We start from the raw sequence: 23,729 nt of genomic DNA, 5'->3' as shown, positions 1-23,729 counted from the left end.
GTGCCCGCTCATGATGGGGGGCTGCCTCGCGCCGGCCATGAGATCGCGTTAGATTGTCGGGCGATTGATGTTGGTCTGACAGTAGAGGCGTGACGTGGCAGGGTTTGAGATCTACTTCGACACGCTCGAGGAGTGCGCCACCAAGGCCAAGGGAGTCGCTAACCAGTTCAAGGGTGCGGCGGAGGATGGTCCCACGAGCGTCAGCACCTCCTGCTTCGGCGACCTGGAGAACGTTTCCGGCAAGCTCGCCAAGGCCGTCAACGACTTCGAGGCGAAGATCGACGCCGAGATACGCCATGCGCAACAGAACCTGACCAAGGTCGAGGCGGCCATCCACCAGGTCGTCGCCAACGTCCGCACGGCCGACCGCCCCAGCGTTCCCCGGACGGAGCAGGTGTGACGGACATCTGGGACCAGTACCTCAGTCCCATCCAGCGCGTCATCGACGACCTGAGCGGCGACCAGGCCCAGATCTCCAAGATCTCGGGGCAATGGCGAACGCTGGCGAGCGACATCACCACAGAGACCGGCGTCATCAAGCGCGCGGTCAACAGGGTGGACAGCGCGTGGAACGGCCTCGCCGCCGAAAGCTTCGCCAAGTACATGGCCAGATATCCCGAGTCCGGTACGGCACTGAGTGAGGCCCTGACCAGCTGCGCCGGCAAGCTGGATGCCGCGGGGAACGCATTGGAGACGGCCAAGGGCGCGGTCCAGGCCCTTTACCGGGAGAAACGCGCCTGGCTGGACGAGCAGCGCGGCGACCCCGACAGCACGACGATCTCGATGACGAGCATCAGGTCCCAGGTGGCCAACGCCCTCGAGCGCGCCAAGGTGCACACGGACAAGGCCGCCGAGGTGCTCGGTCAGGCCACCGGCGAGATCGACAAATACCTCGGCGAGGTGCGGTTCTTCACCGGCATCCCCGCTCCCGGCGATCAAGACTTCATCCCGGGCAACAAGTCCGGGATGCCGTGGATCCCCGACCCGGACTTCCGGCCGCACACCCCGACGACGCAGCTGGCGTCCTACAACGGCAACGGCAACGGCAACGGCCTGCCGATCGGCGACGGCCTCGGGAACGGCGTCAACGGGGCAGGCGGCGGTGGCGGCGGTGGGGGAGCGCCTTCACTGGCCGTCCCGCCGAACGCCCACAGCCTGGCGCCCAACCCACGTGCCCAGGCCGTCATCGACTACGCCCTCAAGCAGATCGGCGACCCTTACGTGTGGGGAGCGACGGGACCCGGCTCCTTCGACTGCTCCGGACTGACCCTGCGCGCGTACGAGTCTGCGGGGACCACCATCCCCAGGGTCGCGCACGACCAGTGGATGCGCGGACCGCGCATCCCTGACGGCAGTGTTCGGCCCGGAGACCTTGTCTTCTTCGACAACAACGGTGACGGCACCGCCGACCATGTGGGCATCGTTCTCGACCCGGAGAAGGGCACAATGATCCACGCGCCCAGACCGGGCTCCGAGGTCAAGATCGCCCCCTACAGCCGTACCCCCATGGGCTTCACCCGGCCGGGAACGAGCTGACCCGGGCACGCGCCTGGAGCCGGGCCGCAAGCCTGGCTCCACGCGGCCGTGCGTGATCCAAGGCTAGGGCGTGCAGACGATCATCGGCCTGGCCGTGGTGTGCCTCCACGGTCACCCGAGGCAGCGATTCCTGAGTTCTCACCCGATGGCGTGAAGGGGTTCCCTCGTAGGAGGGAGGCGCGCCGGCACCCCTGGACGGGAGCCTTGCGGTGTCACGGGTGTTCCACGTCTGGAGGGTGTGTGGCTGCTTCGCTGCGGGTTCGGAGCGTGGTGTATCTGCTGTTGTGCGGGCTGGTGCCGTGGGCGGGCGTGAAGACGGTGTGGACTCTTGGCGGTGATGCCCTCGGAGTGAGCGGGGAGGCGTGGCTTCGAGGGGTCGAGAGCGATGGGGATCCCGTGTATCAGGCGTTGGCGGCTGTTGGCATTGATCTGACGGTGCTGGCGGCCCTGCTTGGCGTGTTTCTCGCTCTCGGGCTGGTGCATCGATGGGGGATGGTCTTTCCGCGGTGGACCCTGTTTCTCGCCGGGCGGCGGGTGCCTGCCTTCCTGCCCCTGGTTCCGGCCTGGGGGGTGGGGCTGTGCCTCGGGGTGTACGGGGTTGTGCTGCTGGTCATGGTGCCGCTCAGCCTTGTCGGGACGATTTCGCGGTTCGCGCCACCGGCGCCCTTCACCAGCAGCACGGACGTGACGTGGATGATCGTGTTTGGCGGGCTGGCCTTCGGAGGGCTCGGGAGTGCCCTTGTCGTGGGGGCGTGGTCCTACGGACGGCGCCTGAAGCCGAGCGCCGCGACGACTGACCGGCGCCTCGAATGACGGCCGGGTCGACGTTGAGGGGCGCGAGGTTGCATCCAGGCGTGGGTCAGCCGCCGGTGACCCAGTCCATGTGCTCGATCCAGTGGACGAACAGCTCCCGATCTCCCTGCAGTTCCAGCGTAGGAGCCGCATCCAGAGGGCGACGCCGGCTGATCACGAGCAGCAGGTCGACGGCTGGGCCGCGTACCACGACATCCGCCTTGGTGTGCGTGCGCTCCAGCACCACCTTGTCCTGTTCCCGGCGTGCCACCCACTCCCCGGACGCGTCGGTCGCGTGGAAATGCAGACTCTGACCGTCCCCGCGCATCGCATCGGCGAAGCCCGGCCTGTTCTCCCAATAACCGCGAGACGTCAGCGTGTCCAGCCAGTCCTCAAGGGCCGCAACGGCAAGCTCCGGCGCCAGCTCGTACCGCGTGCCGAGCGCCGCAGCCGCGTCCGCGCGATGCACGCAGGCCTCGCCGAACAGCCGACGTGACCAGAACGGCACGCCTGCGGCGCCGCCCGACGGATCCCACACCGGCGTGTCATCGGTGACCGAGGCGAACGCCTGTCTCGCCGCGGCCGCGCCGTCGTTCAGCCAGGCGCGCCACTGGCCCGAATCGGTCGGACCCGGAACGTAGCCGGCGAACGCCTTGCTCGGCTCGGTCATCTGCTCACCCACGAGCATGGCCACCATGCGCTGGGTCCCGCCGACATGGTCGACGAGATCGGCCAGCGTCCACTCCGGACAGGTCGGCACCGGGGCCGCCGCATCCTTGCCGTGCACCCAATCGGCAAAGGTGCTCGTCTGCTCGACAACGGCCTCTAAATACGCGGATGTGTCCATCGCTGCACCTCCAAGTGCTTTGTGATCTTCCCGAAGTTCGCGGGCCATATGAGTGGCACTATGCCGGAAAACAGGGCTGCCGTGGTTGCGTTTGACCGTCGTGAATGACATCCGACAGCAAGCCGAAAAAGCCGCATCGTCGTAGCACGGGGTTGAGAAACCTGCGGACAGCCGTTGGCGGTACTCGTGAGTAACTTAGCTGGCCCCCTGGCTTTGCGGCGCCGGCAGCTGTTGCCCTGCCGAATCCGGCGAATCGTCCGCAGCGGGCGGCGGCTGCGCGATTCTGGGCTTTTGCCGATCTTTCCGAAGGATGTGGGGATGAGCGAGGACAGGCACCCGACCTTCGACGACCTGGACGAGGAGGAGGCGGGGGGTCGTCATCATCGAAGAGCGCGAGGGGGCGCCACGGCGGCGGTGGGCGCGCTACGTCATGCCGGTGATGGTGGAGGTCGGCCCGGACACCGACCGGATCACCCGGGTGGTGACGCTGCTGGAGGAAATCCGCGACGACCTGGGCCACTTTTGTGTGTGACGAGAAGTTCGTCCGCCGTCGCATGGACTATGACCCGGTCGATCAGCCCGAGCTGCATGCCTGGAACGTCGCCGAGGCACGCTGGAGGGACCGGTACCGGATCGGCGGCCCGGGCAACTGGCCGGAGTCCAGCCGGTGGGAGGAGGGGTCTGACCTCACCGAGGCCGACGATGCCTACGCCGAGGTCAACCCCTACGCCGAGCCCACGTGAGGGTGCAGACATCCGGTGTCCGTGGTGCTCAGGTGGTGGGTTCGCTGGTCAGCTCGATCTCGATCTCGATGGCCAGGACGCCGAGGGCTTGTTTCTCGGGGCCGTAGATGCGGCGGATGTTGGCCAGTTGCTGCTCGCGTGAGCTGGTCGGGTTCACCCGCTCGGAGGCCCTCAGCGGGTGCCTGGCGACCTCGCGGCGTGGCCTCGCTTGACCTTGACACTGTGACAAGGTCTTCACTGGCGCCAAGGAGGTGGTCCCGATGGCTATGCCGAAACAGGACACGGATGCGTTCCCAGCTTTGCAGGGACTGGAGGCCGGCGACTCGTCAGTGCGGCTGCGGGCGGTGCTGGCGCTCGGCACCAGCCCTGACCCGCGGTTCATCGACAAGCTCATCGAACGCTGCGCGATCGAGCCCGAATTCTCTGTGCGTGACATGCTGACGTGGGCGCTCACGCGCCACCCGGCGTCAATGACGGTCCCGGCGCTTGTCGAAGAAGTTCGCTCGGAGCATGCGCAGGCACGAAGCCAGGCATTGCACACGCTGTCCAAGATCGGGGATCGGCATGCGTGGCCGGCGATCACACGGGCGCTTCTGCGCGACGCCGACGATGAGGTGGCGCGGAGCGCTTGGCGGGCGGCGGTCGTGCTCGTGCCCGACGGTGAAGTGCCCGAGTTGGCTGCGGTGTTGTCGGCGCAGCTCGGGCGCGGCGGGCGTGAGATGTGGCTGAGTCTCAGCAGAGCGCTGGTCGCGCTCGGTGAGGTGATCGTGCCAACGCTGCGCGCCGCGATGACGGATCCCGACCCACGGGTACGCGCACACGCGATCGCCACGGAGAAGGTGTTGCGCGACCCGGATGCCGGGGTGGCGTTCGCGATCGAGGAGGCCAAGCGTGTGGTGGCCCTCGGCGGCACCGGCGAGGGGGAGTGACGGGCCGTGTTGATCGGTGATGTGGCACGGCGGTCCGGGGTCAGCGCCCGCATGCTCCGGCATTACGACTCGCTCGGCCTGGTGCGGCCGACGGGTCGCAGCGATGGCGGCTATCGAGAGTACTCCAGCGAGGACATCCGGCGGATCTTTCATATCGAGAGCCTGCGGTCGTTGGGGCTGTCGCTGCGTGAAGTCGGGCGCGCACTGGATGATCCTGACTTCAGGCCCGCAGAGCTCGTCGACGACCTCATCCGCCAGACGCGAGAACGCATCGCGGCTGAGACGCAGCTGCTCACGCGACTGCGCCGGATCGGCGCTGCCGAACCCGCGGGCTGGCAGGACGTCCTCCAGGTCGTCGCGCTCCTGCAAGCGCTGGGGTCGAAGAGCGCCGGTAGGCGCCAGCGCGCGGCCCTGTCCTCTGTCGAAGAGGGCCCGGTGCCCGTGGAAGCGCTGGTCGAGGCAGTGCTGAGCGAGACGGACCCGAACGTCGCCGGAGCCCTTCGATGGGCGTTGGCGCAATCGGGCGACGACGGATTGGCGCTGCTTGCGGAGGGTCTCGGCTCACCGGTGGCCGAGGTGCGCAAGCGTGCCGTCCAGTCCATCGCCGAGATTTCGGACGGTACGGCGACCGCGCTGCTGCAGGAGGCCCTCACGAGCCCCGACATCGTGGTCCGCAGGTACGCGGCTCTGGCACTGGGAGCCCGTGGCGTAGCCGAAGCCGTTCCGACGCTCACTGACATGGTTGTCGAGGGGACGAATGACGTCGATGCGGCCGATGCCCTGAGCGCGCTGGCGAGTCGTCCCGCGTCGGCGGACCGGATCGCTTCCATGCTCGTCGATCGCCTCGCCCATGACACCGTCGAATCGTCGGCACGCCGACGGCTGACACAGGCGCTCGCGGACATCCCTGGAACCACAGCGTCACGAGCCCTCGCGGATCTGTCACATGACGAAGACCGTGCCGTTGCGCTTACCGCGGCATACATCCTCGGGATACGCGAGCAGGCGTCATGACCATGATCTACAAGTCCGAAGCCGGTGGACGCGAGCTCCTCGAGCACTACCGGCAGGCGCTGGAGGCCTGGCCGGTTCCCGCCGAGCAGCTACGGGTGCCGACCCGTCAGGGCGAGACCTTCGTCCTCGTCTCCGGCCCGCACGACGCGCCGCCCCTGGTGCTGCTGCACGGTTCGGGCGCGAACGCGTCCATGTGGCGAGGAGATGTCGCCACATGGTCTCAGAACTTCCGCACATACGCCGTCGACCTCGTCGGCGAGCCGGGTCTGAGCGCGCCCTCGCGCCCCGCCCTGGACTCCGACGCCGTGGCACTCTGGCTGGACGACGTGCTGGAAGGGCTCGGGATCATCGACGCCGCGTTCGTCGCCACGTCCCTCGGCGGCTGGACGGCCCTGGACTACGCCATCCGCCGTCCAGAACGGTTGACCCGCCTGGCGTTGATGTGCCCAGGCGGCGTGGGACGGCAGAAGGTCGGCTGGATGTTCAAGGCCCTGCTGACCCGCCTGCTCCGGCGCGGCGGACTGCGCGAGTCGGCGATGGCGGTCGCAGGACTGGACGGGGACAGGGACCGGCAGGCGCTCGACGCCGTCGTCCTGACGTTCACGCACTTCAACCCGCGCAGGGAGAGGCTCCCGGTGTTCCCCGATGAGGCGTTGCGCGCTCTCACCATGCACGTCCTCGTCATCGTCGGCGGCCGTGACGTGATGTTCGACTCCCACCAGACCGCACGGCGCGTGCGTGAGTGCATCTCGCACGCGACCGTGCATCTGCTGCCTGAAGTGGGTCACGCTGTCTTCGGCCAGGCCGAGCCGATCGCCGCGTTCCTCCTGGCCTGAGGGTCGCCCGAGGGGATCCCACCCTCGGGCTCCGGGGTTGACTGGCAGCAGTCGTTGATCAAGTGGTCTGTATCCGAGCCAGTATGGCCTCCGGACACCTTCCGCTCCCGTGTCCCCAGCCCAAAGTGGGCCCTTGACTTGGGGATGGAGCGGTGCCGTCCCCGGCAGGTGTCGGGATTAGGTGATTTCCCGACAGGCTGCCGCGCCGGCCCCCGACGGACGAGGAAACCGGACACCAGGTGATGAAACGCGGCTCTGGGTGGTCGTTTGCGGGCTCTGATTGACGACAGGATTTCCCGGCAGAAAGAAGGGGGACTCCGACCCCCTTTCATCGAGGAACCTTCGGTGCGGATCGTCTACTCGACGCTCGTCCACCGCAACGCAGTCGCTGCTGCGCCAGCGGCACATCCTCACCGAGGCCGCGCTCCTGGTCCGGACCGAGGGCATCGCCGCAGGGTTTCGCCCGGCCGAGGGGGTACTGCGGTTCGAGGACCCGGCGACCACCTCCAAGATCCCCGCGCTGGAGCGTCCCGCGTTCGCCAAGGTCGCCGCCGCCGCACACCCCGGCGACGTCCTGACCGTGTCGGAGCTGTTTCGCCTGTGCCGCGACCTGATTGACATCCACGCCGTCCGCAACTGGTGCCAGGCCCGCGGCGTCGCCCTGCGCGTCCTGTCGGGACCGCTGTCGAACTTCCACGACCTCGCGGCCAACGACGCCACGACAGCGCTGCTCATCAACGTGATCACCGCAGTCGGGCAGTTCCAGCGCGACCTGCAAAACGAGCTGACCGCCGAAGGAATCGCCGCCGCCGAAGCCGAAGGCCGCTACCGCGGTCGGCCCCCCGGCGCTGGCCGGCGCCCGGCTTGCGGAGGTGCGATCGCGTTCGCCGACCGCGGCACCTCGATCGCGGCTCTCGCCCGTACGCATGGAGTGAGCCGGGCCGCCATCCGAACCGCACTGACCGGACTACTGCCCGGCCAGCCGAATCCGCCCTCGCACATCCCGACCGAGGACACCTGCCGAAGGGGCCAGCTAAGTTACTCACGGGTACCGCCAACGGCTGTCCGCAGGTTCCTCAACCCCGTAGCACGATGCTCCTCCTACGCCGAACCCGACTTGTCGGGATCGAGGCGGCGGTAGATGGCGGCTCGGCCGACGCAGGCGTTAACGGGGTTTCCACGGGTCAACGAGCCCTTGCCGGCCATGTCTTCCGCTGTGGTCGACGCCGGATTTCGCTCGCTTTCACAGCGCGGAAGGCAGCGCCCCCGCCCGGTCCTCCGGCACGCGAACGCGCGATGACCTCCTCCGTCGATGGCTGGAACCGTTCCAGGCGGTCACCCCGGTCGGCCGCGATCACGCGGACGGCCCGCTGCAGTGGGTGACGGTTGGCGATCCGGACGCCGGCGACGATGTCGGCGTCTCACCCGTGCGACCCACCTGGCCAGCATGACCTTCGACCCACCTGGCCAGTATGACCTTCGACCCACCTGGCCAGTATGACTTGGATGGCCGCCAGCCTCGCTCCCGCGTGCCGCGGTCACGCGCCGCCCTGCCCAGCCCACGCCCAGACGGCGGCACAGCGTGCGGAAGGACCGCTGCGGCGGACGCGTTCGCCGACCGCCGTCGCAGAGCTCGGCGATGGCCTCGGCGCGATCGGCGGTGAACCTGATCCCATCGCCGGCGAACTCCTTGCGCGCGATCGAGTGGAGCTTGCCGGCCTCGAAGGTGGTACGCGTCAATGGCCCAGACCTTCCTGGGACGCTTCCGCGACGCGGCCGGAACACGCCCAGAGTGAAGCGTCAGGTCGTTCGCTGGTCAACTGACGTCCAGGAGGCCGAGCCGTGCCGCTCGTACGCCCGCCGGGAAGCGGCTGTTCGCCCACAGCATCGCCGTGAGCTCACCGACCAACCGGGTGACGGTACGCGTGGAGACGCCCATGCTGCGGGGGATGGCCGAGTCCTTCTGGCCGGCGGCCAGCATGCGCAGGGCGGCCCGCTGCTGGTCGGTGAGCGTGACGCCGTCGGCCGATCGCGGCACATCGTCGGGCTCAGAGGCGGTCGTCCAGCAGTAGTCGTCGAAACCGAGCCCGGCTTGTTCGCCCAGCCGCGCCCGTAGACCGAACGCTGACCCACTGACCAGCAGACCTCATCCAGCCGCAACGACGAAAGGGGCATCAGCTCGCGTAACGCACTCTCAGGAGCCTCTGCCACGCTTCGTAAGCACCCAAAGCCAAAGAGTCAACTTCTTGCAACTCGAGTGTGTGGTCGCGCCTCTAACGAGACATGAGACGCATCGCATGGACGGTCGCCGGTCTCGCGCTCGCCGTCCTCGCCGCCCTGGCGCCGAGTACGGCACAAGCCGGCAAGACGGCCACCGCCCAGACCACAACGACAGCCACCGACCTGGTCGACAGCATCCCGCCGAAGATCCGCGCCGAGATGCTCGCCCAACGGCCCGCCGCCCAGGCGGCCCACGACATCAGGATGGCCGTGGAAAACACAGGGCCACACCGGTCTGGCCGGCATCACGATCAAAGGCACCGCCCTCGACGTGTGGTGGAAGGGCGACCTCCCGCCCCAGCTACGCAAGCTGATCGACTCCATCACCGACGTCAAGGTCGCCGTACGAAAAGCCGCCTACTCCCAGGCCGAGCTGGCCAAGGCCGCCGCAAAGCTGGAATCCGACATGCGGAATAACCCCGACACTCTTGTCCACTCCATCCGCTACCTGGCAGATGGCAGCGGCGTCGCCGTCGGCACCGAGGCGGAGGCAGACAAGGTACGTGAAACCCTCACCGAGCTTGCCGGCCCGCTTCCAGTTCAGGTGATCACCGCGCCGAGATGGGAACTCCACACAGGCCGGATGACAGACACGATGAACTTCTGGGGCGGCGGCCGCATCTTGAACATCTCCCAGGGCCTGGGATGCAGCGCGGGTTTCGCGGTCGCCGGAGGAGCGGGCATGCTCACCGTCGGGCACTGCGGTGACATCGGCAACGAGTTCCGAAACGGAGACCACACCGTCACCTACGGGTGGGCACGCCGCAAGCATGCCAGCCATGACCTGATGCTGATCCCCACCAACACGGCGGGCCGCGTCTATGTCGGAGGCGTGGACATCCCCAAGACGCACACCATGTCCATGGCAGTCGCCGGCTGGGATTGGGCCTGGCCAGGCGAGCTGATCTGCCACTCCGGAGCCACTTCAGGAACCGTGTGCGGCATCCGCAATACCGACACCTACGCGCTGTCGTTCTGCGCAGCTCCCTTCATGGGCCGCACCCGGTGCTTCTCGGACATGATCGTCTCCCACAACCTGACCTCCGGCAATCCCTCACAGCGCGGCGACAGCGGGGGGCCTGTGTTCACCTTCGCCGCCACGGCGACGCGCGAAGTGCGTGTGATCGCTGAGGGGACCATCACTGGTGGCGGCTACGGAGACATGATCTACCAGGACTTCGGCACGGCCTGGCGCGACTTCGGCGTCACGCCCGCCACCAACCCACGGTGACTCCATGCCAGGCGGACCCAACCGCTTAGCATGGTTTTCGGGCGGCCCGCAACTTGGAGCGGTCCTTGCGGCGGGTCGAGATGGTCTCCTCGACGATCTCTCGGCAGCCGGCCGCGTTCAGCAGGTCCAGCTGCGCGGCGTGGTCCTGGCCCCGGGTGGAGACGCGGGCGTAGCCGAGGCGGATCGCGTTCGACGGCTCGGCGGCCTCAGTCACGTGCGACGCCTTCCTCTCTCGGCTCGCTCCTGGCGGGCCTGCTGACGCTTGCGCCGGTCTTTCTCTTCCATGTCGGCCTCGATGATCATGTCTTGCTCGGCGGGCGTGAGATCCGTCCAGGCTGCAGGTAGGTGGCCAGCGCGGCGTGGGCGCGTTCGTCGTCCGGGCCGAACTCGGAGATCTCGACGCCGGAGCCGTCGTGGGCCTGGCGCCGCTCTTCGATCGTGTACGTGAGGCCGGCGTGCTCGTACAGTCGGAAGGTCATCGACTCGTCCAGCCCGTCGCGCGGGTTGAAACGGGGCCACCTCGCCCTGGTAACCGGAGACGCGGCTTCCCGCCCGGTGTGCGGCCAGCTACAAACGATGTGTGCGGCATCTGTACTGGGACCTCGGAGAAACCGGAGCCGGCGCCTGCTTCGAGGTGGACTGGCGCGGCTCGACCGCCCGGGTCTGCCTCATGGACAGCGAGGAATACCAGGCGTACCTCGATGAGGATGCGTACCAGTACCACGGCGGCTTCTACGACTACAGCCCCATCACCCTGCAGGTGCCCTACGACGACTACTGGTACCTGATCGTCGGCGCCCTGCTCCATGATTGACGGTCATGCCCGGCCGGTCGCTGACGGTCTGGGGTGGCTCTCGTGCAGGAGTGTGCGCAGTTCGGCGGTGTCGATGATGTGGGCCAGCCGCGGGAAAACGCTGGTCATCAGGGTGTGGTGGGTTTGCGCGTCCGAGTCGATGACGCAGTCGGACAGGATGTAGAGCTGGTAGTCGCGGTCGGCGGCGTCGGTGACGGTGGACAGCACGACGCCGCTGGTCGTGACCCCGGCGATGACCAGGGTGGAGATTCCGCGATCCCGCAGTTGCCTGTCGAGGTCGCTGGTGGACAGCGCTCCATAGCGGGTCTTACGTACGGTGATGTCACCGGGTTCGGGGGTGAGCAGGTCGTGGATGGCGGTATCGGGCTCCTCGTGATGCATGAGGTGCTGCTCTCCAATGAAGGAGAACGTCTTGTTGGCCGGTGGGATCGCCGCCCACTCGGCTTCGGTGAAGCCGACCCGCACATAGGCGATGGCGGCACCGTGCGCGCGCATGTCGGCGATCGCGCCGGCTACCCGGGACAGCAGCGCTTGGTCGGCCAACTCGGGAAGTGAGGCCAGGATTGCCTGCTGGTAATCCATGACGAGCAACGCGGTCGTCCGAGGGTCCAGCGCCTGAGTTGGGACGGTCATGTCTCTCCTTGGGTAACGAGGGTGTTGTGGCATGCGGAAGGGACACGCCAGGCACCGGCTGCGCTTGCCGAAGCCCGAGGTCTTCGGGGCGTCGTTCATGCTTGCGGCTGGCGTCTTCACTGTCTGGCGGGTTCGGCGGGCGCGGCCGACGGTGCGTCGACGGTGGTGCGCAGCGGCAGTTCCTTGATCAACAGAGCGAGAACGAGGGCGGCTGCCATCACTGCCGCGGCTACAAGGAAGGCGATGCCCAGCGCGTCGGTGAAGCCCTGCCGGAAAGGCTGGGCGAGCAAAGGGTGCAGGTGTTGCAGGAACGCCGTGTCATCGAGGGCGGACTGGCCGCCGGCCGATGCCAGGTCCAGCATCCCGGCCTGCTCGGGATGCTGCGCCGCAGCGGCGCGGAAGGCGGGGGCAGAGCTTGCCGTCGCGTAAGCCGACCTGATCGTGCTGTCAGCCGTGGAGTAGGCGATGGACAGGAACACGGCCGCGCCGCCGGCGCTGCCCACCTGACGGAAGAACGTGTTGCACGACGTGGCGACGCCCAGGTCGGCCTGGGACAGCGCATTCTGCATGGACAGTGTGATCGTCTGCGCGTACAGGCCCGCGCCGCCGCCGAGCAGGAACATCGCGGACTCGACATAGGGCAGGGGCGTCCCGGCGGACAGCCGCCACAGCAGCAGCATGCCGGCCATCAGCAGAAACGATCCCGTGACCGGCAGGATTTTGTAGCGGCCGGTTCGCGAGGTGAACTGCCCGGCGATCACCGAACCGGCCAGTGTGCCGGCCACCTGCGGCAGCGTGAGCAGGCCCGCCTCAGCTGGCGAATACCCCCGGACAAGCTGCAGGTACAGCGGCAGCAGTGCGATGCTCGCGAACATCCCGATGCTGGAGATCAACGACTGCCCGGCGCCGACAGCGAACCCACGGTTGCGAAACAGCCGCAGCACCAGCAGCGCACTGTCGCCCGCCCGCCACTCCGCGAGCAGGAATCCGGCGATCCCCAGCGTCCCGATCGTGTAGCAGGCTACCGAGGCCGGCGCGCTCCACCCCCAGTCCTGCCCGCGCTGGGCGACCAGCAGCAGCGGGACCGCCGCGATCAGCAGGGCCAGCGTGCCGGCCAGGTCGACGCGGCGCTGACGCCGGCTCTGATGGTGCCCTGACCGCAGCACCCTGATCACAACAGCGGAGGCGGCGATGCCGACTGGGAGGTTGATCAGGAAGATCCACCGCCAGCCGTCCACGCCGAGCAGCGCCCGCTGCCCGGCCAGCGCGCCGCCGACCACCGGGCCGACAACGCTGGCCACGGCATAGGTGGCGACGAAGTAGCCGCCGTATCGAGCACGCTCTCGCGGTGGGACGATGTCGCCCAGCACCGCCGAGGTCAGCGCGAGGATTCCCCCAGCACCGAGGCCCTGCACGGCACGGAAGACCGCCAGCATGGGCATCGAGGCGGCGAACACGCACAGCACGGAACCGGTGAGAAACACGCCGATGGCGACCAGGAACAACGGCTTGCGGCCGTGCGTGTCCGACAGCTTGCCGTAGACCGGCACGGAGATCGTCGAAGTGATCAGGAATCCGGTCGTCACCCACGCCTGCGCAGTGAGTCCGTTCAGGCTCTCGCCGATCCGGTACGTCGCCGCGGCTACGACGGTCTGATCGAGCGACGCGACGAAGGTGACAAGCATCAGCGCGGCCAGGATCGCCAGCACCTGACGCCGGCCATAGCCGTCCGACATGGTCACTTATACTCCTGGCGGTTGTTAGGGAGTGTCTGGGCGCCGCACATCAAATCGGATCCTGCGACACGATGTCCAACAGCCGACACAACGCATAAAACAACTAGGAGTTGTTCATGGAGCTGGACCTCGGTGCCATCAGGACGTTCCTTGCCGTGGTCGACGACGGGCATTTCACCGAGGCCGCCGCGCGCGTGGGCATGTCCCAGCAGGCCGTGTCCAAGCGCATCGCCAAACTGGAAGGTGACCTGGGAGTGCTTCTGCTGATCCGGTCCCGCACCGGGATCAGGCCGACCACGGACGGCGAGGCGTTCCTCCCGCATGCCCGGGCGCTGATCAGCCTGGCCGACCAGGCCGCCGCGATGCTCCGCGCACGCCGCCGCCCCCTGCGCGTTGACGTGCTCGGGCGCGATTCGGCCTCGATCGAGATAGTCCGGGCTTTCTACGAAGCCAGCGACGTCGAGCTCGACATCGTTGTCTCGCGGGGCGCCGTCCCACGGGCGTCGGCGCTCACTGGCGGCTCGGTCGACGCGGCGTTCGGCCGCACCACGGGGGCCCTGCCGCCAGGGATCGCGCGCGTCCCGGCCTGCCTGGAACCGATCCCCATCCTGGTCAGCCGCCAGCACCGGCTCGCCAGGCGCAAGCGCATACGGATGGAGGAGCTATCGGGCCTGACGGCGTGGATGCCGGGCAACGCCGGCGACAGCGAGTGGGCGGACTACTACCGCCTCCTCAGCGCCGAGTTCGGCGTCAAGATCGACAGTTCCGGCCCGTTCTTCGGTCGTGACCACATCATGGAGAGAATCGCGGCCTCGCCGGATCTCATCACGTTCGGCAACAAGAGGCAGTACCCGGTCTCGCCCGACGTCGTCGAGATCACGGTCACCAACCCCATGCCGGTGTACCCCTGGTCCTTGATGTGGCACGAGGCGAACCGCCACCCGTCGCTGCCGCTGCTCATCGCTCACATCAAGGACCACTACCGCCCGTTCGCCAGCCCCAGTCACTGGCTGCCCGCCCCTGATCGCTCCCTCTTCCCGGCCGATCCCGAACCAGCCCGCCAGCTGAGGCCGCTGCGCACGCCCCCGCCCGCCGAGTAACCCCCCTCCCGTTCAGCGCGCCGGATGCTCCCCGGCTGAAAGGCCCTCGGCGAGCATCCGGCGTACCTGCTCATGCGAGATCCCGGCGCTCGCGCCGATCTTGCGCAGGCCCCATCCCTCACCCCGCGCGTCCGCCATCGCCGCGATCAGCGCCGCGCCGGTCACCTCTTCCAGCATCGCGCGCAGCTCCGCCAGCCGCCGCAGCCGCAGCGCGGGCGCGAGATCAACGATCTCCAGGCAAAAACGATCAACATCAGCACGCAGGAACGCCACACCCTCAGAATCCGCCATCGGGCAAGCCTGCCCTGGTCAGGCCCATGGTGTCAAAACATGTGACACCAAGCCCGGTTCGCCGTTCCGCTCCTACTGGCAGGCCTCGTTGGCGGCCAGGAACGCGGCGTGCCCGGCGCCCAGGTCGTCCACCGCGATGCTCGGCGGCGGGGTGATCTCCAGGTCGCGCCCGTCAGGCCGCTGAGGGCCCCGCAGCGCGTCGATCTCGTCCTGCCCGGAGGGGGGGCCGGGCCCTGGGGGGCGGGGTGCGGGCTGCTGGGGGCCGTTGAGGGCGGTGCGATGTCGGTGGGCCGGTCGACGGGCGCCGAGCGGGCGTCCAGGCGGGCCCGTTCGGCGTCTAGCCGCGGTTCGGTGGCCTGGGCGGGCCAGGTGGCGGGCGAGGTCGACCAGCTCGGCTTTGCGGGCCGCGTTGGCGGCGCTCCACCTGGCTGCTGCCCATCATCACGCCCTGTGGCCTCGACCAGGTGCTGTTCGAGGCCATCTCCGCCTTCGCCACCAACGGCCTGTCCACCGGCATCACCGCCGGCACCCCGCTGGCCGGGCACGTACTGCTCAGTGTGCTGATGTTCATCGGCCGCATCGGCCCGCTCACCCTGGGCTCGGCGCTCGCCCTGAAGCAACGCACCCGTCGTTACGAACTGCCGGAGGAAAAGGTGATAATCGGCTGATCGCTCGGCCGCCGCACCGGCATTTGAAGGTACGCCCGCGTCAACCGCGTGAATCGGCGCCGAAGTTTACACGGGCGGTTCAACGTTACGGTTGATGTCATGTCGGCCTTTATGCAGAAGGAAGAACGTCATGGCGGATGACCACACGACGATCGAGCTCAGCCTGTACGAACTGCGCGAGGTCGCCGGCTTCGCCGTGGCGTGCGCGCGGCCCGCGTTGACGATCTTCGAACGTGAACGCCCTGACGATCGGCGCCCACGAGACGCGATCGAGACCGCGCAGATGTTCGCGGATGGAGCCAAGCGCAGCAAGGCGCTGCGCGACAGCGCGTGGGCGGCGATGCGCGCGGCTCAGGAGACGCGCGACGCGGGATTCGCCGCGGCGAGCGACGCCGCGCGGGCGGCGCTGGCCGCGGCCAGTGCGGGGTACCTTCATCCCCTGGCGAAAGCCACCCAGGTCAAGCACATCCTCGGACCGGCCGGTCACGCCGCACGGGCGTTCGAACTCTCCGCCGGAGACGATCCCGTCGTCGGAGCCGATCACATCGCCCAGGCGCGGGCCCTTGCCAATCCCGTCGTGGTGGACGTCCTGAGGCGCTACCCGCTCGCCCCGCCCGGCGGCGGGCGGGTCGGCGAACTGATCCGCCAACTGGACGCGTCCCTCCGATGATCCCCGACGGCGACCGCAGCGCCGTCTGGAGAAACCCCTGACCGCGCCTACGACACCAGTAGGCCCGGCACTCGGGTCGCCGTCACCAGGGGCAAGGTAACGCTGAGTAGCTGTCGTGGCTTTCGTGGTCGCGAGACTGTTCATCTCAGGGGGAGGCTGAACACGCCGGATCACCGGGGCTTGCGGCTGATCGCGGCTCGCGGGTAGGTCAGGCCGAGGTACGCGGCCGGCGGGTTGTTGAGGTAGTCGCCCCAGGCGCAGCCTGCGGGGTGGGGGCAGGTCTCCAGCCATGTGTTGCAGTGCCGGCACAGCAGGCCGCGGACCTGGAGGCCGGCGGGGTCGTGGTCGACGAACACGCCGATCGTGCTGTGGCACGCGTGGCAGGCCGGGCCCAGGGCCGCGATCAGCGCTCTGATGATCGGGCCCAGAACCGGCCCCTGGAACGGAGGCCACCGCGCGCTGTCTTGTTCGACCGGGCATCGCTCGCGTCGCCTGACGAGAGCGGGGTCGGTCTCGGAGCCGAGGGCGAGCACCGGCCAACGCACGGTCCTGTTGCCGCAGCGGCCCTCCTCCGGCCGGGTGCCAGGGGGCGGGTTGACCCGGTAGTGCTGCCCGTCCGCGCTCCACCACTTGCACCATTGCTCGTGCGGCAGGGCCGGGGGCGGCGGCTTCTTCAGTCCTCGCCACGTCCGGGCGCAGAGATATCGCGTGCCAAGACGCAGGTGGTAGCGGCCGTCGTCGCCGAGCACCGCGATCGGAGGGGTGACCGCGACGGATCCGGTGAGGACTCGGCAGGGCTGAGCAGCCCTGGCGGCGGTCAGCACCGCCAGGGCCGCGGGCTCGTCGGTGCCGGCCTCCCAGGCCAGCCGTCGCAGCAGCGTGTCGCGACGGTGCTCGGGGAAGTCGGCGGGCCCCAGCCAGGCGATCACGGCGCTGCCTGCGGGGCGGTGGGTTCGAGAGCACCTGTGGTCCGGCCGGCGCGGAGCTGCTGCAGGTCGGGGATGTGGTTGTACAGCGTGCCCGGGGAGACGCCGAGCAGCTTGGCGATCGAGGTGATGGAGTTGTCCGGGTTGGGCAGCATGTCGCGGGCGGCCCGCAGGAGTTCGGGCGTGATGACGGTGGGGCGGCCGCCGGTGCGGCCGCGGGCGCGGGCGGCGGCCAGGCCATCGCGGGTGCCCGCGACGATGAGCTCGCGGATGAACTCGGCCAGGGCGGCGAAGACATGGAAGATGAGTCGGCCGCCGGGAGTGGTGGTGTCGAGGTTCTCGTGCAGAGAGGTGAAGCCGATCTCGCGCCTGCGCAGGTCGCCGACCATGGTGATGAGGTCGGCCAGGGAGCGGCCGTAGCGGTCGAGCGACGGCACGACGAGGGTGTCGCCTTCGGTCAGGAAGGCGTGGCAGGCCGCCAGCTCGGGCCGCTCTGCGGTCTTGCCGGACTTCTTGTCGGCGAACACCTTCCGGCAGCCGGCCGCCTTGAGGGCGTCGAGTTGGCGTTCGAGGTTCTGGCCGGCGGTGGAGACGCGGGCGTAGCCGATGCGGATCTCGCTGCGGTGGGCGGGGAAGGCGGCCAGCGGGTCGGCGGGAAGCTGCAGGGAGTCGGTCACGCCCGTCATTCTCTCAACAAACGGTGTTTGGAGGTTGTTGAAGCTCGATGGTTGTTGAAGGAGTTTTTGAAGGCTTTCCGAGGCCTGGAGGTGCCGATTTCAATGTCGGTTTTCGAAGTCGTCTGCCCGGATGCGCGAAGTGGTCTGCACGCTGCGGCACACCCCGGGACGCGATCAGGGCCCGCGCGGTGCGCGGGCCCTGATCCGTTGTGGGGTTTCCTGCGTTATGCGGTGGCGGGCCGGAGGCGTGGTGGAGCTGGATGCAGCGGTTTCAGGTGGGGCGGATGGCCTGTACGGCGGTGTCATAGAGGTCGAACAGGTCGGCCTGTCCGCCCAGGCGTACCCATTCCTCGTTGGCTGCCTGCAGGCAGATGATCGCTGCGGCTGCGATCGCGCGGGCTTGCAGGGTGCGGCGGTCGGAGTCGGGCAGTCGCGGCTCGATCAGCGGTGCGAACAGGTCTTGCCAGCGGGCTTGCTTCTCGGCGTGTCCGGCGCGTAGGGAATCGTTGCCGAACAGCAGCGTGATGAACTCCAGGCGCCCTTCGGCTGTCATGTCGATCTCCTCGAGCACCTGGAACGCCGCGCGCAGCGCCGCCCAGGCATCCTCGTCGGCCGGGCGCTCGGCGAGGCGTGCGGCGATCAGCTCACCCTGTTCGGCCAGGCTGCTGAGCGCGAGGTCTTCCTTGTTGCGGAAGTAGTTGAACAGGGTCCGCCGGGAGATACCCGCGGCGGCGGCGACCTCTTCGAGGGTCGTGTTGTCGTAGCCCTTGGCGGCGAACAGTTCGATAGCGGTGCGGGCCAGCAGTGAGCGGACCACGGAGCGGGTCTGTTCCCGCAGGGGTGTCGGTTTCTGAACCATGCACCGATGGTACGTCATCTCACATGATGCAGCTACTTGCACTCCGTGCAAAGACGTGCGTAGAGTGAACGGCATGAGCAAAGTTGATTACCGCAGTCAGACCGTCATCGTCACCGGCGCCAGCTCCGGCCTCGGCGCCGAATTCGCCCGCCAGCTCGCCCGTCGCGGCGCCAACCTCGTGCTGGTCGCCCGCCGGGCCGACCGGCTGCAGGACCTGGCCGCCGAGCTCACCCGAGCGCACGGCGTGACGGTGACCACCGTCGCCCGCGACCTCGGCCTGCCCGACGCCGGCCGCACCCTGCGCGCCGAACTCGAGTCCCGCGGCATCCACGCCACCGGGCTGGTCAACAACGCCGGCTTCGGCACCCACGACGCGTTCACCGACGAGGACCCCGACCGGCTGCAGAGCATGATCGCTCTGAACGTCGCCTCGCTGGTCGATCTCAGCCGCGCCTACGTCGGCCCGCTGACCGCCACCGGCAACGGCCTTCTGATCAACGTCGCCAGCCTGCTGGGCTTCCAGCCGAACCCGTACATGGCCGTCTACGGCGCCACCAAAGCCTTCGTCCTGAGCTTCACCGAAGCACTGTGGGAAGAGGGCCACGGCACCAGCCTGCGCGTCCTGGCCGTGTGCCCCGGCGCCACCGCCACCGAGTTCTACGACGCCGCCGGCCAGAACGCCGACTACGGCACGAAACGCGCCACCCCCGAACAGGTCGTCAAGATCGCCCTGGACACCCTCGACCGCCGCTCCGCACCCCCGTCGGTGATCACCAACAGCGGCTCGCTCGCCGTGGCCAGCAAGCTCCTGCCCCGCCGCACCATGGTCCGGATCATGGGCTGGGCGGCCCGCCGCTCGCGCCCCCAGCCGGCCGCCGCCCGCGCCGACCACTGAGGACAGCCCACAACCCCAACGCCCGCCGCCGCCCGCACCAACCGCCAAAGGAGCACGATCATGACCGCCACCGACGTCACCACCCAGCCCACCGACGCCGAGCGCTTCCAACACATCCTGCAGGTCCGGCGGACCGCGTACCTGCGTGACGGAGCACCCTCCCTCGCCGCACGCCGCAGCGATCTGGCCCGTTCAAGGCGGCACTGATCGCCCGGCGCCACGCGATCGAGGAAGCGATCGACACCGACTTCGGGCATCGCTCGCGGCACGAGACCGCGATGATGGAGATCGTCGGTGTCGTGCAGGGCATCGAATACCTGCAGCGCAACCTGCGCCGGTTCATGCACCCGACCCGCCGGCACATCGAGCTGCTGCTGCGGTTCGGCAGCAACCGCATCGAATACCAGCCGCTCGGCGTGGTCGGCGTCATCTCGCCGTGGAACTACCCGGTCAACCTGTCGCTGATGCCCGTGGTCACCGCGATCGCCGCCGGCAACCGCGTCATGCTCAAACCGTCGAAGCTGACCCCGGCGACGAACGCGGTGCTCGCGGCGATGCTCGCCGAACTGTTCCCGCCGGAGCAGGTCACCATGGTCAGCGGCGATGGCTCCGCCTTCTCCGGCCTGCCGTTCGATCATCTCGTCTTCACCGGCAGCACCGAGGTCGGCCGGGCCGTGATGAAGGCCGCCAGCGAGCACCTCGTCCCGGTCACTCTGGAACTGGGCGGCAAGTCCCCGACCATCGTGGCCAAGGGACACATCACCGATCAGACGGTGGCCGACATCGTCTTCGGCAAACTGCTGTCCGGTGGGCAGACCTGCATCGCCCCCGACTACGCCCTGGTCCACGAATCCGAGATCGACACCTTCATCGCCGCCTACGACCGGCTGGTGAAAGGCGCCTACCCGGACGGGCCGACCAGCGACGACTGCACCTCGATCGTCAACGAGAAGGAGTACCGGAACCTCACCGGCCTGCTCGACGACGCCCGCGCCCACGGCGCCCGCATCATCGAGGTCGGCCACCGGCCGCACGAGGCGGCCGACCGCCCGCATACCCTCGCCCCGACCGTCGTGCTCGGCGTCACCGACGACATGCGCATCGCCCACCAGGAGATCTTCGGCCCCATCCTGCCCGTCTTCGGCTACCGCACCATCGACGACGCCATCGACCACGTCAACGCCCGGCCCCGACCCCTCGCCCTCTACTACTTTGGCGACAAGGGCCCCGACCGGCGCACAGTCCTCGACCGCACCACCTCCGGCAACGTCACCATCAACGGCACCCTCATGCACGTCGCCCAGGACGACCTGCCCTTCGGCGGCGTCTGCGCCAGCGAGGTGCGGGCACTGGGCGCCGAGGTCGTCACCGGGGACCTGACCCGAGCCGAAACGGTGGCGGCCGCGCTCGACGGCGTCCGCCGGACGTACTTCGGGCTCAGCGTGTCCCCGGACCACTTGCTCGCGGCGACCGTCATGGCCACGGTCGCGAAGGCACACGGCGGACTCGACCTGCTGGTGGGCATGTCGCAGATGACGGTGTCGCAGATGACCGCCACCAGCACCACCGAATCCCACCAGCAACGGCTGCACTGGCTCGCCGAGCAGGTGCTGGACTGGTCGGGCCTGCCCGTGGTGCACGTACGCCCGACGACGTTCCTCGACAATCCGTTGTTCACCGTCCTCGCGGCGCGGTCGATCCGCGAGAACGGCACGCTGGCGCTGCCGTTCGGGACCGGACGCACCTCGCCGGTCGCTGCCGACGACGTCGCCCAGGTGGCCGCGACCATCCTGCGCGATCCCGGCGAGCACGCCGGGAAGGTGTACGAGCTGACCGGACCACGAACACTCGACATGACCGAAGTAGCCCAGGAGTTCTCCAAGGCGCTCGGCCGTACGGTCACCTACCGGGACGTCCCCCTGCAACAGTGGCGCACCGAGGTACTCGCCAAGGCGGGCCTGCCACAGCACACCGAGCAACACATCGCGACCATGGCACAACTGCACCACGCGAACCGTTATGACAGAGCGACCACCGACGTCGAACGCATCACCGGGAAACGGCCCCTGACCGTCGAGGAGTTCGTCACCGCCCGCAAGGACTTCTACCTCGGCTGACTGCCGCAGCAATCCCAGGCGGCGGCATCACCGAACCGCGGTCAGGCACGTCAACGGCGCGCCCGCCCGCGACTGCCGTGGACGACACGTCTGTCCCGTCCTGGGGGCGCCGCGGCCCCGCCGCGGGATAGCCGTCCGCATGCGGCTGTTTCATAGGTGCAGTGTTATCTGCAGGACCAGCTGTCCCCGGACCTGGCCCTTGGGGGCGGTCGAACCTCGTGCGTCGCCCAGACGGTCATCACCCATCTTCCCTCGGTGTCCAGAACACCTACTTTTCCAGGCGATACGGCAGCCGTGTGGCAACGGGCAGACGGTCCCTGCCATGCCGTCTACCCGAGCCCCGTTGCGCCGCCTACTCCACGATCGGCGCGCTGTCAGCGACGCTCACCTTCAACTGCGCGCTCGACGACACCACGCTCCCGACCGGAGCATGGGCCAGCTTCGCATCCACGACCACCCCCCGGCGGCCGAGATAGTCGTAGGTCTTTCGGTCGAAGATGTACTCCTCCCTGACCCCGTTGGGCGAGACCATCGCCGCCGCGATGCCCTCGCGCCCCGCGGCGTCCTGCGCCTTCTTCACCGTCACCACCCCGGGGATCGTGGCCGCCGCGCGGAAGAGCGCTGCCCGCTGTGCGGCGGGCAGATAGGACTCCTCGAGCAGCCCGCCGACCCGGTTCCACGCCTCGTAGTCCTGCAACCTGCCATTGGGCAGCTGCGTGTAGAGGTGCCTGCGCATGCCTTCGGTGTCGGTCGGCAGCTTGCTGACGTAGGCGTAGTCGTTGCGCAGGAACTCGGCGCGGTCGTCGAAGTCGGCTGCCCGCCCCGGACGGCCGAGCTTGCCCACCAGCGCCTGCTCCGCTCGTGCAGCTGGCGGGAGGGTGTGCCCCGGATACGGCAAAGGCGCCAAGAGCTCCTCCTGCAGCACCCCCTTGACCGCGCTGCCCTCGACCGGCAGCCAGATCGTGCGCTTGGAGCGCGACAGCCAGACCCCCCCGTCCCCTCCGGAGGTGTCCATGCTCTGCGACTCGTAGACGAGGAACTGGCCGGGCCTGGGATGCAGCTCCGGACGGCTGCCGGCGTGCTCGGCCGCCCGCGTCAGTACCTCCACGGCCGCGACCGTGCGGATCATCGGCGGGGGCGGCGCCGGGGCGGGCGGGCTCTGGACGACGAACACCGCCGCCCCCACCGCGGCCGCCAGACCCCCCGCCAGGGCGGCGCGCAGTCCGAGGCGGCGAAAGCCGGGGCGGACCGGGGCAGACATGCCGGCCATCAGGCGCTCCGCCTCGGCGCGCAGGTCCTCCTGCGCGGGGACCTCGGAGCGGAAGCTGTTGAGCTGGGCCAGCTCATCCATGGCGAACCTCCTCGGTGACGAGTGCTGTGGGGTCGGTCCCGCCCAGTTCCTCCCGGATCTTCGCGCGGGCCCGGTTGACGCGCGAGCGGACCGTTCCGACGCGGATGCCGAGCGCCTCGGCGGCTTCGGTGTAGGTGAGCCCGCCCCAGGTCACCAGGAGCAGAACGTCGCGGTGCCCGGCGGGCAACGCGGCAAGCGCGGCCGCCAGGCGTTGCTGTACGGCCTGAGCGCTCAGCCGCTCGTCGCTGCGCGAGGCGAAGGGTTCGGTAACCGGGTCCACACCGGTGCGGGCCAGCAGGTTCAGCTGCCTGGCCTCGGTGCGCTTGTGGCGGCCGATGAGGTTGGTCGCGATGCCGTACAGCCAGGGCAGGGCGTTGTGCCTGACCAGGTCGTAGCGGCCGCGCTGGCGGAAGGCAGTGAGGAAGGTCTCCGCCACCACGTCCTCGGCGACGTCGAGTCCGAGGCGGCGGACGACGAATCTCTTGATCTCAGGCGCGTGTCTGCGGAAGATCTCCGCGAACACCTCGGGCTCCTGCCGAGACCGCGCGATGACGGCGGAATCGGCGGGGCTCGTTTCTGACATGCTCTGGCCTCTCGGCTCACGGATGGGACACCCCTACTTGCCCGCCCGGGGTCGACCGGTTCCCGCCATCAGGTCCGGACCTGCGGACAAGAACGAAACCCGCGACGACGAGGACGACCGCTGAACGGCTGGCCCAGCGGCTGGCCTGCGTGGAGGGCGCCGGGCGCCAGCCTGGCGGAGAGCCCCATCGTGATCAGACCT

Annotated in this window: 28 protein-coding genes and 1 pseudogene; 16 read left to right on the top strand and 13 right to left on the bottom strand. The window is 68.8% G+C overall.

All coding sequences use genetic code 11. The annotated features are described in order from the left end of the window. Positions 1 to 94: 94 nt before the first annotated feature. The 3 genes from ACFKCF_RS50535 (at position 95) to ACFKCF_RS50525 (ending at position 2,349) form a co-directional block, all read left to right on the top strand. Complete coding sequence (locus ACFKCF_RS50535; RefSeq protein ID WP_394503067.1) at positions 95 to 400, top strand: hypothetical protein; 306 nt, start codon at positions 95 to 97, stop codon at positions 398 to 400. Then, positions 397 to 1,536, top strand: coding sequence for an NlpC/P60 family protein (locus ACFKCF_RS50530; RefSeq protein WP_394503066.1), 1,140 nt, complete (start codon positions 397 to 399; stop codon positions 1,534 to 1,536). The genes ACFKCF_RS50535 and ACFKCF_RS50530 overlap by 4 nt, the downstream gene beginning before the upstream one ends. Positions 1,537 to 1,803: 267 nt before the next feature. Continuing rightward, positions 1,804 to 2,349, top strand: coding sequence for a hypothetical protein (locus ACFKCF_RS50525; protein WP_394503064.1), 546 nt, complete (start codon positions 1,804 to 1,806; stop codon positions 2,347 to 2,349). A gap of 46 nt (positions 2,350 to 2,395) precedes the next feature. Here ACFKCF_RS50525 and ACFKCF_RS50520 read toward each other — a convergent pair whose 3' ends face one another. After that, positions 2,396 to 3,175 (bottom strand): maleylpyruvate isomerase family mycothiol-dependent enzyme, encoded by a 780-nt coding sequence (locus ACFKCF_RS50520; protein ID WP_394503062.1) that lies wholly within the window; start codon positions 3,173 to 3,175, stop codon positions 2,396 to 2,398. Between the two features lie 554 nt (positions 3,176 to 3,729). Here ACFKCF_RS50520 and ACFKCF_RS50515 point away from each other — a divergent pair. Beyond that, on the top strand, positions 3,730 to 3,918 hold the full coding sequence (locus ACFKCF_RS50515) for a hypothetical protein (protein WP_394503060.1): 189 nt from the start codon (positions 3,730 to 3,732) through the stop codon (positions 3,916 to 3,918). 28 nt (positions 3,919 to 3,946) lie between these two features. On the opposite strand, the gene ACFKCF_RS50510 is transcribed toward ACFKCF_RS50515, so the two are convergent. Next, complete coding sequence (locus tag ACFKCF_RS50510) at positions 3,947 to 4,075, bottom strand: hypothetical protein (RefSeq protein WP_394503058.1); 129 nt, start codon at positions 4,073 to 4,075, stop codon at positions 3,947 to 3,949. A 103-nt stretch (positions 4,076 to 4,178) separates the two neighbouring features. Between ACFKCF_RS50510 and ACFKCF_RS50505 the strand changes: the two genes are divergently transcribed. The 4 genes from ACFKCF_RS50505 (at position 4,179) to ACFKCF_RS50490 (ending at position 7,838) form a co-directional block, all read left to right on the top strand. Then, on the top strand, positions 4,179 to 4,847 hold the full coding sequence (locus tag ACFKCF_RS50505) for a HEAT repeat domain-containing protein (protein WP_394503056.1): 669 nt from the start codon (positions 4,179 to 4,181) through the stop codon (positions 4,845 to 4,847). A 6-nt stretch (positions 4,848 to 4,853) separates the two neighbouring features. Then, on the top strand, positions 4,854 to 5,861 hold the full coding sequence (locus ACFKCF_RS50500) for a HEAT repeat domain-containing protein (protein WP_394503054.1): 1,008 nt from the start codon (positions 4,854 to 4,856) through the stop codon (positions 5,859 to 5,861). Next, positions 5,858 to 6,697, top strand: a complete 840-nt coding sequence (locus ACFKCF_RS50495) for an alpha/beta fold hydrolase (RefSeq protein WP_394503053.1) — start codon at positions 5,858 to 5,860, stop codon at positions 6,695 to 6,697. The genes ACFKCF_RS50500 and ACFKCF_RS50495 overlap by 4 nt, the downstream gene beginning before the upstream one ends. Positions 6,698 to 6,977: 280 nt before the next feature. Beyond that, positions 6,978 to 7,838, top strand: a complete 861-nt coding sequence (locus ACFKCF_RS50490; RefSeq protein ID WP_394503052.1) for a recombinase family protein — start codon at positions 6,978 to 6,980, stop codon at positions 7,836 to 7,838. 675 nt (positions 7,839 to 8,513) lie between these two features. Here ACFKCF_RS50490 and ACFKCF_RS50485 read toward each other — a convergent pair. After that, the gene (locus ACFKCF_RS50485; RefSeq protein WP_394503050.1) at positions 8,514 to 8,735 is read right to left on the bottom strand and encodes a LuxR C-terminal-related transcriptional regulator; all 222 of its coding nucleotides are present in this window, start codon (positions 8,733 to 8,735) and stop codon (positions 8,514 to 8,516) included. Between the two features lie 513 nt (positions 8,736 to 9,248). On the opposite strand from ACFKCF_RS50485, the gene ACFKCF_RS50480 reads away from it, so the two are divergent. Then, positions 9,249 to 10,208, top strand: coding sequence for a hypothetical protein (locus ACFKCF_RS50480; RefSeq protein WP_394503048.1), 960 nt, complete (start codon positions 9,249 to 9,251; stop codon positions 10,206 to 10,208). Positions 10,209 to 10,233: 25 nt separating this feature from the next. On the opposite strand, the gene ACFKCF_RS50475 is transcribed toward ACFKCF_RS50480, so the two are convergent. Further along, a complete protein-coding gene (locus ACFKCF_RS50475) occupies positions 10,234 to 10,422 on the bottom strand; it encodes a recombinase family protein (protein ID WP_394503046.1) in 189 nt (62 codons plus the stop codon). Between the two features lie 85 nt (positions 10,423 to 10,507). Continuing rightward, positions 10,508 to 10,687, bottom strand: a complete 180-nt coding sequence (locus ACFKCF_RS50470; protein WP_394503044.1) for a hypothetical protein — start codon at positions 10,685 to 10,687, stop codon at positions 10,508 to 10,510. Positions 10,688 to 10,788: 101 nt separating this feature from the next. Here ACFKCF_RS50470 and ACFKCF_RS50465 point away from each other — a divergent pair, with 101 nt between their 5' ends. After that, positions 10,789 to 11,022, top strand: coding sequence for a DUF1883 domain-containing protein (locus tag ACFKCF_RS50465; protein WP_394503042.1), 234 nt, complete (start codon positions 10,789 to 10,791; stop codon positions 11,020 to 11,022). Positions 11,023 to 11,025: 3 nt separating this feature from the next. On the opposite strand, the gene ACFKCF_RS50460 is transcribed toward ACFKCF_RS50465, so the two are convergent. Both ACFKCF_RS50460 and ACFKCF_RS50455 read right to left on the bottom strand, forming a co-directional pair. Then, positions 11,026 to 11,655: a cysteine hydrolase gene (locus ACFKCF_RS50460; protein ID WP_394503040.1), complete on the bottom strand. Its 630-nt coding sequence runs from the start codon at positions 11,653 to 11,655 to the stop codon at positions 11,026 to 11,028. Positions 11,656 to 11,771: 116 nt separating this feature from the next. Beyond that, complete coding sequence (locus ACFKCF_RS50455) at positions 11,772 to 13,391, bottom strand: MDR family MFS transporter (protein ID WP_394503151.1); 1,620 nt, start codon at positions 13,389 to 13,391, stop codon at positions 11,772 to 11,774. A 116-nt stretch (positions 13,392 to 13,507) separates the two neighbouring features. Here ACFKCF_RS50455 and ACFKCF_RS50450 point away from each other — a divergent pair, with 116 nt between their 5' ends. Further along, a complete protein-coding gene (locus ACFKCF_RS50450; RefSeq protein ID WP_394503038.1) occupies positions 13,508 to 14,491 on the top strand; it encodes a LysR family transcriptional regulator in 984 nt (327 codons plus the stop codon). 12 nt (positions 14,492 to 14,503) lie between these two features. Here the strand turns inward: ACFKCF_RS50450 and ACFKCF_RS50445 are convergent, their stop codons facing one another. Beyond that, positions 14,504 to 14,782 (bottom strand): hypothetical protein, encoded by a 279-nt coding sequence (locus tag ACFKCF_RS50445; RefSeq protein WP_394503036.1) that lies wholly within the window; start codon positions 14,780 to 14,782, stop codon positions 14,504 to 14,506. A 422-nt stretch (positions 14,783 to 15,204) separates the two neighbouring features. Here ACFKCF_RS50445 and ACFKCF_RS50440 point away from each other — a divergent pair. Together ACFKCF_RS50440 and ACFKCF_RS50435 are read left to right on the top strand one after the other, a co-directional pair. Then, positions 15,205 to 15,450: pseudogene (locus tag ACFKCF_RS50440) on the top strand (potassium transporter TrkG); the annotation flags it as partial. Positions 15,451 to 15,580: 130 nt separating this feature from the next. Next, the gene (locus ACFKCF_RS50435) at positions 15,581 to 16,120 is read left to right on the top strand and encodes a putative immunity protein (RefSeq protein ID WP_394503035.1); all 540 of its coding nucleotides are present in this window, start codon (positions 15,581 to 15,583) and stop codon (positions 16,118 to 16,120) included. Between the two features lie 170 nt (positions 16,121 to 16,290). On the opposite strand, the gene ACFKCF_RS50430 is transcribed toward ACFKCF_RS50435, so the two are convergent. The 3 genes from ACFKCF_RS50430 to ACFKCF_RS50420 form a co-directional block, all read right to left on the bottom strand. Further along, positions 16,291 to 17,049, bottom strand: a complete 759-nt coding sequence (locus ACFKCF_RS50430) for an endonuclease domain-containing protein (RefSeq protein ID WP_394503033.1) — start codon at positions 17,047 to 17,049, stop codon at positions 16,291 to 16,293. Next, positions 17,046 to 17,711 carry a recombinase family protein gene (locus ACFKCF_RS50425; RefSeq protein ID WP_394503149.1) on the bottom strand — a complete coding sequence of 222 codons (666 nt, stop codon included), beginning with the start codon at positions 17,709 to 17,711 and terminating at the stop codon, positions 17,046 to 17,048. The genes ACFKCF_RS50430 and ACFKCF_RS50425 overlap by 4 nt, the downstream gene beginning before the upstream one ends. A 283-nt stretch (positions 17,712 to 17,994) precedes the next feature. Beyond that, the gene (locus tag ACFKCF_RS50420) at positions 17,995 to 18,582 is read right to left on the bottom strand and encodes a TetR/AcrR family transcriptional regulator (RefSeq protein ID WP_394503031.1); all 588 of its coding nucleotides are present in this window, start codon (positions 18,580 to 18,582) and stop codon (positions 17,995 to 17,997) included. 73 nt (positions 18,583 to 18,655) lie between these two features. Here ACFKCF_RS50420 and ACFKCF_RS50415 point away from each other — a divergent pair, with 73 nt between their 5' ends. From ACFKCF_RS50415 to ACFKCF_RS50405, 3 genes are read left to right on the top strand one after another with little or no spacing between them, the layout of a single operon-like run. After that, entirely contained in the window at positions 18,656 to 19,477 is an 822-nt protein-coding gene (locus tag ACFKCF_RS50415) for an SDR family NAD(P)-dependent oxidoreductase (protein ID WP_394503029.1), read from the top strand. 60 nt (positions 19,478 to 19,537) lie between these two features. Further along, positions 19,538 to 19,684, top strand: coding sequence for a hypothetical protein (locus ACFKCF_RS50410; RefSeq protein WP_394503027.1), 147 nt, complete (start codon positions 19,538 to 19,540; stop codon positions 19,682 to 19,684). After that, the gene (locus tag ACFKCF_RS50405; protein ID WP_394503147.1) at positions 19,681 to 21,594 is read left to right on the top strand and encodes an aldehyde dehydrogenase family protein; all 1,914 of its coding nucleotides are present in this window, start codon (positions 19,681 to 19,683) and stop codon (positions 21,592 to 21,594) included. Before ACFKCF_RS50410 ends, ACFKCF_RS50405 begins: the two co-directional genes overlap by 4 nt. 352 nt (positions 21,595 to 21,946) lie before the next feature. Here the strand turns inward: ACFKCF_RS50405 and ACFKCF_RS50400 are convergent, their stop codons facing one another. Together ACFKCF_RS50400 and ACFKCF_RS50395 are read right to left on the bottom strand one after the other, a co-directional pair. Further along, positions 21,947 to 22,945, bottom strand: a complete 999-nt coding sequence (locus ACFKCF_RS50400) for a CU044_5270 family protein (protein WP_394503026.1) — start codon at positions 22,943 to 22,945, stop codon at positions 21,947 to 21,949. Beyond that, complete coding sequence (locus ACFKCF_RS50395) at positions 22,938 to 23,528, bottom strand: RNA polymerase sigma factor (RefSeq protein WP_394503024.1); 591 nt, start codon at positions 23,526 to 23,528, stop codon at positions 22,938 to 22,940. The genes ACFKCF_RS50400 and ACFKCF_RS50395 overlap by 8 nt, the downstream gene beginning before the upstream one ends. Between the last annotated feature and the right edge of the window lie 201 nt (positions 23,529 to 23,729).

It is taken from the genome of Nonomuraea sp. JJY05 (assembly GCF_043496855.1).
Lineage (GTDB): Bacteria > Actinomycetota > Actinomycetes > Streptosporangiales > Streptosporangiaceae > Nonomuraea.
This window is presented reverse-complemented; position numbering and strand designations above follow the sequence as displayed.